Origin of the sequence: Burkholderia sp. Bp9012 (assembly GCF_003853825.1) — a bacterium.
In the GTDB taxonomy this organism is placed as follows: Bacteria; Pseudomonadota; Gammaproteobacteria; order Burkholderiales; family Burkholderiaceae; genus Burkholderia; species Burkholderia diffusa.
The window spans coordinates 42287-55764 of the sequence record NZ_QTQA01000003.1; the positions used below are offsets into that span (position 1 = coordinate 42287).

The following is a 13478-nucleotide window of genomic DNA, read 5'->3' on the forward strand; positions in this document are numbered from 1 at the left end:
ATGCGATCTGCATTCGATGATGCAGTCTAGCTTGGGTGGAGGGGGATTGCAGTCGAATACAAAACCTGCTTGAGTGCGAAGCTGGAACGAATGCTCTTCACATTAGGAATGCGTGTGAGCTCGTCGACGATGAGGCGTTCGAGCGCTTGCGTGTCACGTACCAACACGCGCAACAGGTAGTCCGCATCTCCGGTCATCAGATAGCACTCCATGACGCCGGAAATCGCTGCCACCGCTCGCTCGAATTCGTCGAGTCCCTCTCGTCGCTGGTTCTCGAGCGAAATATGGATGAATACGTTGACATTCAGTCCTAACCCTTCGGCTGAAAGCAACGTAACCCGCTGGCGGATCAACCCGCTGCGTTCAAGCGATCGCACCCTGGCCAGACAGGGAGACGGAGACAGGTTGACTCGCGAAGCCAACTCGACATTGGTAAGTCGTGCGTCCTTCTGAAGTTCATTGAGGATTTTGATGTCGATCGCATCGAGCTGCATCGTCGAGGTTCCGGAGGAAAGATAGATTGCGCGTTTCCGCACACGACACTCAAAAAAGTGTATCGCGAAAACGCGGCCCCCCCTCGACTCTCGCCCGACGATTTTTATTGGTACAGATCCGCTGATTTCAGCAGCATGTCAGTCAGCCCTGACCCAGAACGAACCATCGGCCAGACGTTCTCACCAGCGTCGACGATGAAGTCCATGAACACCGTCCGATCTTTCTGCGCAAGCGATTCGCGCAGAGCCGGCTCGACATCTTCCGGACGGTCGACGCGCACACCAACATGACCATATGCACGCGCCAGCGCTGCAAAGTCCGGCAGCGCATCCATGTACGAATTCGAGTAGCGATCACCGTAGTGCACATGCTGCAATTGCTTGACCATTCCCAGGTAGCCGTTGTTGAGTGAAACGATCTTTACACCCAATCCATATTGCTTGCACGTCGACAGTTCCTGGATGCACATCTGAATGGATCCGTCGCCCGTAACGGTGACAACATTGGCATCCGGAAAGGCCCGCTTCACGCCCATCGCGTAAGGCAGGCCGACGCCCATCGTTCCAAGCCCACCTGAATTGATCCAGCGTCGCGGCTTGTCGAATGCATAAAGGTGAGCCGCCCACATTTGATGCTGCCCGACATCCGAGCAAATGAACGCATCACCATGCGTCACCTCCCAGAGCTTCTCCAACACAAACTGCGGCTTGATAACTTTTCCACCGTTCTCGTATGCCGGTCGGTGACGGGTCCGCCAGTGTTCGATATCGCTCCACCAGCCGCCCCGCTCCGCACAGTTCGCCGGCGCTTTCGACAGGCATTCCCGCAGCGATTGCAGCACCATCTTGACATCACCCACAATCGGAACGTCAACCTTGACGCGCTTGTCTATCGTCGCGGGATCGATGTCCACCTGAATAATGGTGCGGTTCCGATCACAAAAATCCTCTGTGTTGCCAATGACGCGATCATCGAACCGCGCACCCAGCGCGATCATCACATCGCTATGCTGCATCGCCATATTCGCTTCGTATGTCCCGTGCATCCCCGGCATGCCAACACACTGCGGATGCCGACCGGGGAACGCCCCGAGCGCCATGAGCGTCGTGGCAACCGGTGCCTGAATCTCGTGCGCCAGCTCGAGGATCTCCTTGTCCGCTCCGGACGCGAGCGAGCCGCCCCCAACCAGGATGCACGGCCGTTGCGCGTGCCGAAGCGCCTCCGCCGCTCTCCGTATCTGCCCTTCGTTCGCCTTGATGTGCGGTTTGTACGACCGCAGCGTCACGGTTTCCGGCCACGCAAACGAAGCAGACGCCAGCAAGACGTCCTTGGGTATGTCGACGACGACCGGCCCCGGCCGCCCGGTTGCAGCGATATAGAAGGCCTTCTTCAACGTCGATGCCAGTTGCTCGACATCCACCACGAGAAAATTGTGCTTGACGATCGACCGAGTGAGTCCAATCGCATCACACTCCTGGAATGCATCCTTGCCGATAGCGTCCGTTGGAACGTTCGCGCATATCACGACGATCGGAATCGAGTCGAAATACGCAGTTGCAATCCCTGTCACGGCATTCGTCACCCCTGGTCCCGAGGTAACCAATGCAACACCCACCTTCCCTGTCGCTCGCGCGTAGCCGTCTGCTGCATGAACTGCCGCCTGCTCGTGTCGCACAAGTACATTGGTGATCGAATGAGCCGGCAGCAGGGCATCATAGATCGGCAGTACTGCGCCCCCCGGATACCCCCAAACGGTATCGATATCTTCCCGCTCCAACGCCGCAACGACCATCTGTGCGCCGGTCAGGGCTTCAGCCTGTGATCGACGCGCGGACTCGGCCCGCATGAACTGCGTAATTTCGGGTGCAACGGTACTCACTATGATCTCCGGACGGGAACACAACACTAGGTCAATACAGACGCCAACGCGCTCGATATGCAGGAACGCGAAACGATCCCAATGTTATTTCGCTCTCGAAAGCAGATGATGTCGAATTGGACGGCAGAACATGCCCGATTCAGTCAAACCCGCTGCTATATCCGGGATCTGGTTCCCACCTATGCTGAACTCACCCTGCTCGACAGAAGTGGCGACACGACGAGCGTCACCGTGTCCGCCTTTCATTGCCGCGTCGCGTCTCTTCGATTTCACTTTCATCCGACTCAGTCGGCCAAATACTGCCCGACTGGCCCCTCGCCATACTCGTACATGCGTTAGAATGGCGCTTTCTTCAAATTGGCATAGGACAAAGTGGAGATTGTCGGCACTTCGGCCTCCGAGATTTTCGAGAGCATCCGCACCCTAGTTCAACAGGGAGAACTCAAGCCTGGCAGCACGCTGCCGCCAGTACGCGATCTGGCGGAGCAACTTGCCGTCAATCGGAACACCGTCGCATCAGCCTACCGACGCTTAACCCAGGCCGGTATCGCGCTGTCCCAAGGCCGCTTGGGTACCACTATCCGCGATGTACCACGTGCAGGTGAGCAGGAAGGATTGAACGGAGGAACCGCTCTCGTCGACCTCGCAGCTGGCAACCCCAATCCCGCATGGCTGCCAGATCCACGCGAAGCACTCGCAGGAAGCACGCTCCGACCATGTCTGTATGGTGAGCCGATCATGGATCCCGCCATGGAAGCAATCGGCCAAAGGTGGCTAATTCCCGATTGTCCGAACAACAGCGTGTTGACGCTCACCTACGGTGCCGTGGACGCGATTGAGCGATTGGCGGCTGCCCACCTTGTGGCCGGGGACAAAGTGGTTGTCGAAGATCCATGCTTCCTGGGAACGATCAACGCATTGCGACTCGCCGGCATGCACGCGATCGGGGCTCGGATAGACGACTTGGGAATGGTGCCGGAGGCGCTCGACGCCGCGTTGGCGGATGGTGCACAAGCCGTGCTGATTACTCCACGCGCGCACAATCCGACTGGCTGCAGTCTAACCAAGCGTCGCGCCGACGCGTTGAAGCGCGTGCTGGACAGATACTCTAATGTGCTCGTCATCGTGGACGACCATTTTGCACTGCTGGCCGAGACGCCTTACCACTCGGTCATCCCAGCTTCCGCCAATCGATGGGCATTGATCCGCTCCGTTTCGAAGGCGCTCGGGCCGGACCTTCGCCTGGCATTCGTGGCCTGCGACCCAAGGACCGCGGATCGCTTGCATACGCGTTTGGCGCCCGGCATGACATGGGTCAGCCATATTCTCCAGGCCATGGTCGCTGCTTGCCTGTCCTCGTCCAAAAGCGTTGCACTTGTGGAGAATGCCCGGCAGCAGTATGCACATCGACGCAACGAACTCTCCGCTGCCCTCAAATCGAGAGGAATTGCCACGGTTCCCGCGACCGGCGGACTCAATGTTTGGATTCCCCTCGAACAGGACGCCAAGGAAATCACCTACGCACTGGCGCTGAAAGGTTGGCTGGTTCGGTCAAGTACCGCATTTGACGTCCAGGGCCTATCGCGGGCGATTCGAATCACCGTTTCACTTATGCAAGACGGACAAGCGGAACAGTTTTCAGCGGACCTGAAAGCGTGCCTTGGATGACTTTCGACAGCTCGGCGTACGTGCTGCCAGACTATCGACGTTATCGATATCGCGTTACTCCCGAGCACGAAACGACAGCGAGCAGATCGTGATCGGACGTCAGCAATTCAGCGCAACAGAACTTCGATGATCGAGAGTACGGATCCGAACGCAGAACATCAGATTTCAATATCGCAATACGCAAAGGAAACGGAGATGAATACAGAAACCACCACGTCGATTCGCGGAAGCATTCCCGCCATCGTCACTCCCATGCATGAAGATGGCAGTCTCGATCTGCAGGCCTTTCGCAAGCTGGTCGACTGGCACGTCGAACAAGGGTCCGACGGGCTCGTCGTCGTTGGCACAAGCGGAGAGTCGGCAACGCTGACGGTCGACGAGCATATCCTCATGGTCAAAACTGCCGTCGAACAGGCTGCACGTCGCATCCCTGTGATCGCTGGCGCAGGGGCAAATTCAACGGCAGAGGCAATCGAACTGTCGGAATTGTCCAAGCAGGTTGGTGCGGATGCCACGTTGCAAGTGGTTCCGTATTACAACAAGCCCACGCAGGAAGGCATGTATCGTCACTTCCGCACGATTGCCGAATCCGTCGACTTGCCGATGATTCTATACAACGTGCCGGGGCGCACGGTCGCAGACATGAGCAATGAGACGATCCTTCGCCTTGCCGAGGTTCCCGGCATCATCGGTGTAAAGGACGCGACGGGCAACATCGAGCGTGCAGCGCATCTCATCAAGCATGCCCCGGTGAACTTCGGGATCTACAGCGGTGACGACGCCACCGCTATCGCACTCATGTTGCTCGGCGGCCACGGCAATATCTCCGTCACGGCAAATGTCGCCCCCAACGCCATGAGCGCCCTCTGCCGAGCTGCACTTGAAGGCGACGCGATCACGGCTCGCTGCCATCACCTTCAGTTGCTGTCCCTGCACAAGCATCTCTTCTGCGAAGCCAATCCGATTCCTGTCAAATGGGCACTGCAAGCACTCGGCCGAATCGAAGGTGGTATCCGGTTGCCGCTCACACCGCTCGACGAGCGATACCATGATACCGTCCGATCGGCCCTTCGCGAAGCCGAACTGCTTGCTTGAAGCATCGCTAAACGACGTTCTATCGCAGCCGGTGGCCTTGTTATACAACAAGGCCCGCTCCATGAGCTGGCCGCACGCTTCATCATGTGTGGCAGCCATTCATCGTCGAGACACAATTTGCGTACTCGTCGTTCACTCCTCTGCCGTCGCGCGGCTGGTTCAGGCAGATTCTGACCAATCGGTCAGTCCTTCTCTCCTGTTGAGTTCCGCGAATCCGGGTGTCGCTCGAAGCCGATGTATGTAACTTGCCAGATGCGGCCATGATGTTGCTGGCCGCGGCATGTTGCGAGTCCAACGCATAAGCAGCAGACCGAGGAAATCGGCCGTTGAAAGGCGATTACCGCCCAGAAATGGCTGCCCGTCTCCGAGCACGCTATCGAGACGCTCCATCGAAGCTTCGATCTGCTTTCTGGAAAATGCCCTCACCGCTGCGGCGTCGCCCTCCTCGCCATCCACCTCTGCATAGAACCATCCGCGCATTGCCGGCAATACGGTGTTGGCAAGGTAAGCCATCAGTTGAAGCCACCCCCTACGCTCCGGGGACGCTAATTCAAGCGCCAGCCCAGCTTCCGGATGCCGCTCGGCAAGCAACATCAGCAAGGCCGCCAACTCCCCACATGGCACTCCGTCGATGATCAGAGTCGTGACCCGCCCCGACGGATTCAACTGCAAATACTGGGCTGACCGTTTCTCGCTCGTTTCCAGATCGACAAGTCGTGTTTCGAATGCTACGTTGAACTCACGCAGCATCCAGTGCACGGCCATGCTGGCCGCGCCCGGCGAGTAGTAGAGAATGTACGGCACTACGCGGTTCCTAGTGAATTGGAAGAGCCCGAAGAATGCGGCAACTTGCAGATGTTGCTCCCGCCACCCCGTGGTGACTAGCGCCAGCCGATGTGGCCGCCACGAGCGACTCGCCAGAAACGTTGTCCTGCGTTGCTAATCCGCATCGTCACATTCCCGCTCAACTCGCCTCGCAGAAAATGACTGCCGTTTGCCTTTAGCTTTGTCCTATGACAATTTAATATAAGACCTATGTCAAATCAATCACGGATCTTTTTGACATATGGCCTCCACGTTCCCAGCCGGGCCCACGGGGGGTGTCGGAGGATCCTGATTTCTGGATATGTCCTACTATCAAAGGAGCGGTACGCATGTTCACTGGCCTGAGTGCCTTCCCCTTGACTCCAGTTACCAACGACGGAATCGACGAAGCAGCGTTTGTGAGACTCGTGAAGCGCCTTTCGACGGCACGGGTTGATTCGATCGGTGCGCTGGGATCCACCGGTAACTATGCGTATCTCACGCGCATCGATCGCGAGCGCGTAGCGAAACTGGCAATCGATAACGCTGACGGTGTGCCGGTCATGATCGGCATCGGCGCCGTAGCAACTCGCGACGTGCTACTGCTTGCCGAGGATGCACAGCGTGCCGGCGCTGCAGCAGTCCTGCTGGCTCCCGTGTCATATCAACGACTGAGCGACGATGAGGTCTTCGGACTCTACGAAGCAGTGACGCAGAACCTGTCGGTCCCACTGTGCGTGTACGATAATCCCGGCACGACTCACTTCGAATTCAGTGACGAACTCCACGGTCGAATTGCACAACTTCCTCAGGTACGCTCGATCAAGATCCCCGGTGTTCCGGACGATCCTGCAGCGGCGAAAGCGCGAGTCGAACGGTTGCGGGGGAAGATCCCCGAATCGGTAACGATCGGGGTCAGCGGAGACTGGTTCGCTGCAACGGGTCTCGTGGTCGGATGCGATGCATGGTATTCCGTTATCGGCGGCCTGTTCCCTGCGCTGGCCCTGGCCATCACACGTGCGGCACAAGCCAAGGAAGTCGAGAAGGTTGCTCGACTATCGGCAGAATTGACGCCATTCTGGAACCTGTTCAAACAACATGGCAGTCTCCGCGTCATGGCCGCCGCGGCCGAGCTGATCGGGCTCGTTATCGACCCGTGCCTTCCGATGCCTTTGCGTGGGCTCGATGAGGGGACGATCCGGAAAATCAGCTCAATCCTTCAAACACTGGAACTGCATTGATCTCCCCGGCGGCACCTGCAATCGACTATGGCATGCCGCCATCCTGACACCGCATCTTCGAACCTCTTGCGAGCTTTGCCGTGTGGCGTGCGCTTCGCAGCCCACGCACGTCAGGATGCTCATTCATGGCGATAGCGACCTGCTCGGGCACATGACTCGATCGCGCCGCCATTACATTGCAACGCAGGGCCGACATGCATCCCCTCCGCCCCGACGAGTGCTTGCCGGGTGGACGACTCAACGGGTCATAGCAGATATGAACTTCCGTTCATAGGAAATCCGGAATCGGCGATCGATACTGATCGCCGACTTTTGGCCAGTTCAACCATGATCGGCCCGTTCGATTTCAACGGCAAGTGTGCACGCCCCAATGAATTCGGCAAGCGGGATCCGGTCCCAACCAAACATTCCCGACAGACACCGTCCGCATGTTGACCGACGCCGTGATCTCTCATCAAGATGAGAGAGGCGGAGAAGCAATCGATCATCCCGTACGATCCACACCAGCGAGTTCAGCAGATGCAGCAGACACCACTACAGGACGGACGACCGATCTCCCCTACGGACGTGCTGAATCTCACCAGGCTCGTTCACCTTCGTCACGAACTGCATGCACATCCGGAACTCAAATTCGAAGAGAACCGGACCTGCGCCCGAGTTCTTGCATTTCTTGAAGCGCTCAGCATTCCGGTTCGAACCGGCTTCGCCAAGACAGGTGTGGTTGCTTCGATCTATGGGGAGGGTCATGGCCCAAGCAATCCCGGCCCTACAATCGGCTTGAGAGCCGACATGGATGCTCTACCGATACTCGAAGAGAACAACTTCGCCCATGCAAGTTCCTATGTAGGAAAGATGCACGCGTGTGGTCATGACGGTCATATGGCCATGTTGCTGGGCGCCGCCGAACTTCTTGTTCGGGACCGGTGGTTCGGCGGAACCGTGCACTTGATTTTTCAGCCCGGCGAAGAAGGCGGCGCCGGCGCGCAAAAAATGATCGAGGAAGGACTCTTCGACGAGTTTCCGTGCGATGCCGTCTTCGCTCTCCACAACTGGCCCGATTTGCCCGTCGGCCAAATGGGCGTCCGCGCCGGTCCAATCATGGCCGCAGCGAAACGCTTCGAGATTCGAGTCACCGGTCGTGGAGGACACGCGGCACAGCCTCACCTGACCATAGATCCCATTCCTGTTGCATGCGCGATAGTCGAGCAGCTCCAGATGTTGGTATCGCGCCGGACCAATCCACTCGACAGTGCAGTACTCACAGTCGGGCGAATCGACGGTGGTACGAGCTTCAACGTTATTCCCGAATCAGCGACGATCCATGGCACGTGCCGGACCCTCGGCGAGCATGTCGCAAACGTCCTCCATGACGGGCTGGACCGTGTTGCCTATCATGTCGCTGCCGCCCATGAAGCGAAAGCGGAGGTGACGCTCCACGACGGATACCCATGTACGGACAACGCTCCGGAAGCTGCAGTTTTGATGGGAAAAGTGATGCAAGAAGTGGTCGGAACCACGAAAGCACATCTGGATGTACCCCCTGCCATGACCGCCGAAGACTTCAGCTTCATGCTGCAGAAAGTTCCAGGTGCCTATGGATTCATCGGGAACGGTCCTGCCCAAGGACGGGGAATCGCACTGCACAGACCGACCTATGACTTCAACGACAGCAATCTGTCGATCGGCCCGCGATTCTGGGCACTGCTGGTGCGCAGATGGTTCGAAGCGAGGACTGCAGCGTAACAAACAAATGTGATGGCCGTACCTGGAAGGTTGCAGATATAGCAACCCCGGGAAAGGAGGTGGAGGAGACTGCTTCCATTGGCCACATCGAACGAAACTGGAAATTTTTCTGGTTAGTTTTACAAAAGGAAGCGATGTGAATACACAAAAAGACTGCCCATGGAAGACGGTCATTGGCTCCACGATCGGCAACGCTCTGGAATGGTACGACTTCTTGATATTCGGGTATCTGTCGGTCTTGATAGCAAAGCAGTTTTTCCCTAGCGACAACCCGCTGACCTCACTTTTGCTGACCACCGCCACTTTCGGCGTTGGCTTCATATTCCGCCCTCTCGCAGGCGTCTGGATCGGAATGTACGCCGACAGGCGAGGACGCAAGGCGGCGTTATCGTTCGTCATTCTGTTGATGTTCGTCTCCACGGCAATGTTGGCATTTGCGCCAACCTATCAGCAAGCTGGAATGTGGGCGCCCATCATCGTAGTGATCTCGCGAATCCTGCAGGGAATTTCAGCTGGTGGTGAATTCGGAAGTGCGACCGCACTGCTCGTCGAGCTCGCCCCCGAAAACAGGAAGGGCTTCTACGGCAGTTGGCAAATGTTCGCGCAGGCGATCGGGTCGTTCATGGCCACGCTCAGCGCAGCGATGTTGACGAGTTGGTTTCCGTCGGACTCGCTCGCCTCGTGGGCCTGGAGACTGCCGTTCATCGTCGGCCTGGTCATCGGTCCGATCGGATACTGGATCCGCAGAAACATCGACGAATCCGATGAATTCAAGGAAGCAACAAAGCAACCATCCATTCCGTTCCGCAAGCTTCTTACAGACTATCCCGTGGCAATGTTCATCTCCATTGCCCTCGGTGGTGCGACGAATGTCATGGTTTACGTTCTGGTAGGATACCTTCCGATCTATGCAGTTCAGACGCTACACCTCCCGGTCAACACGCCTTTTGTTGTCCTCGCCGTAACAATGCCGATACGAATGATCTTCGTCCCGATCTTCGGTCATCTCTCCGACAAACTTGGCCGGAAGCAAGTCATGGGAACTGCTCTGGCGCTTTTTATCGCATTGGTCTACCCCGCATTCATATGGCTTTCGCACTCTCCCGGGACAGTGAGCTTGCTTGTGATCGAGCTGGGATTTTCCGTCGTCATGGCAGCAGTATTAGGTCCGTTTGCGGCAACAGCCGCCGATCTATTCCCAACAAGCGTACGTTCAACGGGCATGTCTCTCGCCTATAACCTGACTGCAGCGCTGCTTGGTGGTTTCTCGCCGTTCATCCTGACATGGTTGGTCGCGAGAACAGGCGATCTAATGATGCCAGCACATTACATGGTCATTTTCCTTGCGCTTGGGGCATTCTCGTTACTCGGCTACAAGCAAAGCAACATCCAGGATCTGGAAATGGTTAGCGGCCTCCCACGCAGGAGCTAGCGCTCACGATTGCAATGATCGCAGGACAAGACAAAGTTTCGGGGTGCGTCACTGGGGCACTTTTGCCGGATTAAGTATGCTTGAACACATGATCGAGATTCCATACAATTTAGTGGCGTCAGCATCGCGTACAAACTCGACGAAAACAGCGATTCCACCGATCTCCGGCATGCCGCCCGTTGCCTGACAGCACATCAACCTGTTCGGGGCATTCGAATTCACGCATGGTGGTGCCCCCGTTGACATCGAGGCACTGGCCGCTCACTATGCCGCCCCACATTGCGGGGCGGAATCGAACGTCCCGATCGAACGCGCCCAGACATATAGCCGATGCGCGCCCGAAGCGCGACCTCTGGGTGATGGCCGAACTGCTCGCAGTCGCACACGAAGCGTTCATGAAAGTCGCCGCTTGCAACATCTGTTGGCCGCACCATCAAAACTCATTCTGTTAGCGTTTCCAACTGCGATCACGGCGATGCCTACGCAACAGAAGACCTGAGAAAGTTACAGCGGTTACGAGTAACCCTACTCCGCTCGCGAACATCAGATCCGACGTCGAGCGTTGTTGAACGATTGCGGCACCGGCTAGCACACCAATAAATTGCCCCAGAGAGAGGAAGCACGAGAACAGCGCAACTGCCGTGCCCCGGCACTCCGGGCTCATCTGCGTGGCGTTCAGTTGAAGCGTGTTATGCAATATATAGAAGCCGAAACCGGTGCCGAAGCATGCGAGCAGGCTGAGGCTTCGTTCATGCTGGCTAGAAAGCAGTCCGAATGAACTCAGCAACAACACGCCGCCGATCGCGGCGAACACAGCCTCCTCGGCATGTTGGCGGATTGCTTTTGCAGCACGGCTATAAAAGAGACCACCGATCCCGTACAAGCCGACCACGAGCCCCGCTTCCGACATCGGGAAGCCGAGTTCGTCGTGAAAATGGGTGGGCAAAAAAGCGAGCGCACCATAAGCCAGCGCGCCTTCGCACATGGCGATCACGAGCACCACGCGAGCCCACGGTGTCCGCAATACGGAAACCATGTTGCGCCAGAATTGCGACTTCGCTGGCCCGCGGCAATCGGCATGGGCCGACGTCCACATCAGCGTCAGCATTCCGCCTGCGCCAAACGCGACGGAGAGAGTCAGGAATGCGGTCCGCCACCCTGCTAGCGATGAAATCATGCCACCGGCCCATTGACCGTAGATCGTTCCCAGTATCGTCGCTCCGAGTAGCCTCGCGAGTATTTCCTGCCGACGTTCGTAACGAATATTGTCGCCGATCCATGCCATTGCCATCGGGACAATGCCGGCGGTCATGGCGCCTGCCACGGCCCGCGCCAGAATTAGCTGATCGATATTACCGGATGCCGATGCTGCAAGATTGCCGAGGGCACTGACCGCGGCGGAGATGCCCACCACCCTGATCTTGCCGATGCGATCGCCCAACGGCCCGAAGAACAACTGTGATACACCGTACGTCAGTGCGAAGACGGAAATCGTGCGGGCGGCATGTTGCGGCGTAACTGCGAATTGGGCTTCGAGCGATGGCAGCATTGCGTCGCAAATCCTCGTCGAAGCCAGGCTGGTGAAACAGCAAAGGTAAAGCGCCCGGAGCGCGCGCGTAATCGACGCATCGGCACCGAACCGGCCATCTCCTGTTTTCACAATTGATTCGCTCCACCGGCGCCCGGGTCGATCTCACCGCTGAACGTACACCGTCGAACCCGCCTGTCGCGTGTCATGTTGGCGTATCACAACATCGGCTTCAGGACTCGCGCGCATCGATCCCGCAATCGCTTCAGCGCCAAAGAATGTTGATATATTGGTCATGCTCGATTCGTAGCGGAACCGATTCGAGTTTTTCCCCGAGACACGGGCCCAGGATGCATAGACCGTCGTCCAGCGTGAATTTCGCGCCGTGTCCATGGCAGACGATGTGCGTCATCGAATGATCGAGATAGGCATCCTTGCGCCACGGAAGCGTCGAGCCCGGCCAGTGCGGGCACGAATTCCGGTAGCCGCGAATCAACCCATCCCGGCGAACGACGAAGAGATCGTCGACACCGCGCCCCTGCACATCGAATCCGCGCGCTCCCGAGGTCGGGAGCGCGCTCAATTCACAAAGACGCATCCAGCGCAACGAGCCGGCGGCCTGCATCGGCTGTCATCCGTGCAGCGGTTCGGACGACGGCGGCGGGCCGCCCGGTGCCCACTTTTCACGCCACTGGAGCAGGAACTCCTGAGCGCGGTCCGCATGCGCAGGTGCGATGCGCGGCACCCATGAATCGTCGTGCAGGTCCATGTCAGCGTCGTACTCGATGTGGCAGCCAAACGGCGAGTTGAAATACCAGAACCAATTCGAGCCGAATTGATGACGGCCTGGGCCCCAATACGATTCATAGCCTTTTGCCGCGAACGCGCTGCCGGCACGCATCACCTCCGTCGGGCCGCCGAGGTGAAACGTGAAGTGCTCGCAACCCTGCATGAACGGCGGCGTCTGGATCAGGAAAAGCGTATGGTGATCGAGCGTGCCGGCAGGACGCAGGAACGGCCCCATGCCGATGAACTTGTCGCTCAGCCGGAATTTGAGCCGGTTGACGTAGAACGCTTCTGCCTTGTCCGTGTCCGGCACAAAATACACGACGTGCGACAGCGTCCTCGGACGCGGCGGCGGCTCGTTCTCGCCGGTCAACGCCCCCGTCACGTTGACCCCGCGGCGACCATCGCCCGGCGCGTTCACCGGCTCGGCCGGAAGCTGCAATTCGCGTCGCACGGTGACCTGAAACCCGAGCACGAACCCCGCATCGTCGACCGCTTCTATCGAACCGTCGGGCAGCAACGTCACCTCGCGGTCCCTTTCGAGTTCGCTGGCGATCTCGTCGAGCGTCGCCTGGTCTGCCACACCGTAGATGGTCTTGCGCAGCTGATTGGCCGTCGCAAACGGCCACGCCGGCAGCGAAGGATCGTCCTTGGGGCGAATGACGACCCCGGTCCCGTCCAAGGCTTCGAATCTGTCTTCGCCGTGTCGCGTGAGACCGTAGTCGAGAAGGAACTGCGTGCAGCTTTCGATGTCTTCGACACCGAAGACGAGTGTGTCAGGTCCGAGGATTTTCATTGTCGTCGTCC

General features: G+C 57.9%; 11 protein-coding genes. 5 read left to right on the top strand and 6 right to left on the bottom strand.

Annotated features, from left to right (window positions below; all coding sequences use genetic code 11):
• Positions 1–26: 26 nt before the first annotated feature.
• Together DIE11_RS04395 and ilvB are read right to left on the bottom strand one after the other, a co-directional pair.
• Positions 27–494, bottom strand: a complete 468-nt coding sequence (locus DIE11_RS04395; protein WP_124621758.1) for an Lrp/AsnC family transcriptional regulator — start codon at positions 492–494, stop codon at positions 27–29.
• Positions 495–598: 104 nt separating this feature from the next.
• Complete coding sequence (ilvB, locus tag DIE11_RS04400) at positions 599–2341, bottom strand: biosynthetic-type acetolactate synthase large subunit (RefSeq protein WP_124622231.1); 1743 nt, start codon at positions 2339–2341, stop codon at positions 599–601.
• Positions 2342–2746: 405 nt separating this feature from the next.
• Here ilvB and ptsJ point away from each other — a divergent pair, with 405 nt between their 5' ends.
• A complete protein-coding gene (gene ptsJ / locus DIE11_RS04405) occupies positions 2747–4042 on the top strand; it encodes a transcriptional regulator PtsJ (RefSeq protein ID WP_124621760.1) in 1296 nt (431 codons plus the stop codon).
• Between the two features lie 195 nt (positions 4043–4237).
• Positions 4238–5137, top strand: a complete 900-nt coding sequence (gene dapA / locus DIE11_RS04410; RefSeq protein WP_124621762.1) for a 4-hydroxy-tetrahydrodipicolinate synthase — start codon at positions 4238–4240, stop codon at positions 5135–5137.
• A 159-nt stretch (positions 5138–5296) separates the two neighbouring features.
• On the opposite strand, the gene DIE11_RS04415 is transcribed toward dapA, so the two are convergent.
• Positions 5297–5941 (bottom strand): glutathione S-transferase family protein, encoded by a 645-nt coding sequence (locus tag DIE11_RS04415; RefSeq protein WP_124621764.1) that lies wholly within the window; start codon positions 5939–5941, stop codon positions 5297–5299.
• A 350-nt stretch (positions 5942–6291) separates the two neighbouring features.
• Between DIE11_RS04415 and DIE11_RS04420 the strand changes: the two genes are divergently transcribed.
• The 3 genes from DIE11_RS04420 to DIE11_RS04430 all read left to right on the top strand — a co-directional run bounded on the left by DIE11_RS04420 (position 6292) and on the right by DIE11_RS04430 (position 10357).
• Positions 6292–7182, top strand: a complete 891-nt coding sequence (locus DIE11_RS04420) for a dihydrodipicolinate synthase family protein (protein WP_124621766.1) — start codon at positions 6292–6294, stop codon at positions 7180–7182.
• 519 nt (positions 7183–7701) lie between these two features.
• Positions 7702–8925 (top strand): M20 aminoacylase family protein, encoded by a 1224-nt coding sequence (locus DIE11_RS04425; RefSeq protein ID WP_124621768.1) that lies wholly within the window; start codon positions 7702–7704, stop codon positions 8923–8925.
• A gap of 136 nt (positions 8926–9061) precedes the next feature.
• Entirely contained in the window at positions 9062–10357 is a 1296-nt protein-coding gene (locus tag DIE11_RS04430) for an MFS transporter (protein WP_185633711.1), read from the top strand.
• A gap of 448 nt (positions 10358–10805) precedes the next feature.
• On the opposite strand, the gene DIE11_RS04435 is transcribed toward DIE11_RS04430, so the two are convergent.
• The 3 genes from DIE11_RS04435 to DIE11_RS04445 form a co-directional block, all read right to left on the bottom strand.
• Positions 10806–12017, bottom strand: a complete 1212-nt coding sequence (locus DIE11_RS04435) for an MFS transporter (RefSeq protein ID WP_260437074.1) — start codon at positions 12015–12017, stop codon at positions 10806–10808.
• Positions 12018–12150: 133 nt separating this feature from the next.
• Complete coding sequence (locus DIE11_RS04440; RefSeq protein WP_260437075.1) at positions 12151–12510, bottom strand: Rieske 2Fe-2S domain-containing protein; 360 nt, start codon at positions 12508–12510, stop codon at positions 12151–12153.
• Between the two features lie 6 nt (positions 12511–12516).
• Positions 12517–13467: a VOC family protein gene (locus DIE11_RS04445; RefSeq protein WP_124621772.1), complete on the bottom strand. Its 951-nt coding sequence runs from the start codon at positions 13465–13467 to the stop codon at positions 12517–12519.
• Positions 13468–13478: the final 11 nt, after the last annotated feature.

Bases quoted from the DNA above. Each gene is read 5' to 3' on its own strand.
- DIE11_RS04395 (WP_124621758.1), bottom strand. From the start codon at position 494: ATGCAGCTCGATGCGATCGACATCAAAATCCTCAATGAACTTCAGAAG.
- ilvB (WP_124622231.1), bottom strand. From the start codon at position 2,341: ATGCGGGCCGAGTCCGCGCGTCGATCACAGGCTGAAGCCCTGACCGGC.
- dapA (WP_124621762.1), top strand. From the start codon at position 4,238: ATGAATACAGAAACCACCACGTCGATTCGCGGAAGCATTCCCGCCATC.
- DIE11_RS04420 (WP_124621766.1), top strand. From the start codon at position 6,292: ATGTTCACTGGCCTGAGTGCCTTCCCCTTGACTCCAGTTACCAACGAC.
- DIE11_RS04425 (WP_124621768.1), top strand. From the start codon at position 7,702: ATGCAGCAGACACCACTACAGGACGGACGACCGATCTCCCCTACGGAC.
- DIE11_RS04440 (WP_260437075.1), bottom strand. From the start codon at position 12,510: ATGCAGGCCGCCGGCTCGTTGCGCTGGATGCGTCTTTGTGAATTGAGC.
- DIE11_RS04445 (WP_124621772.1), bottom strand. From the start codon at position 13,467: ATGAAAATCCTCGGACCTGACACACTCGTCTTCGGTGTCGAAGACATC.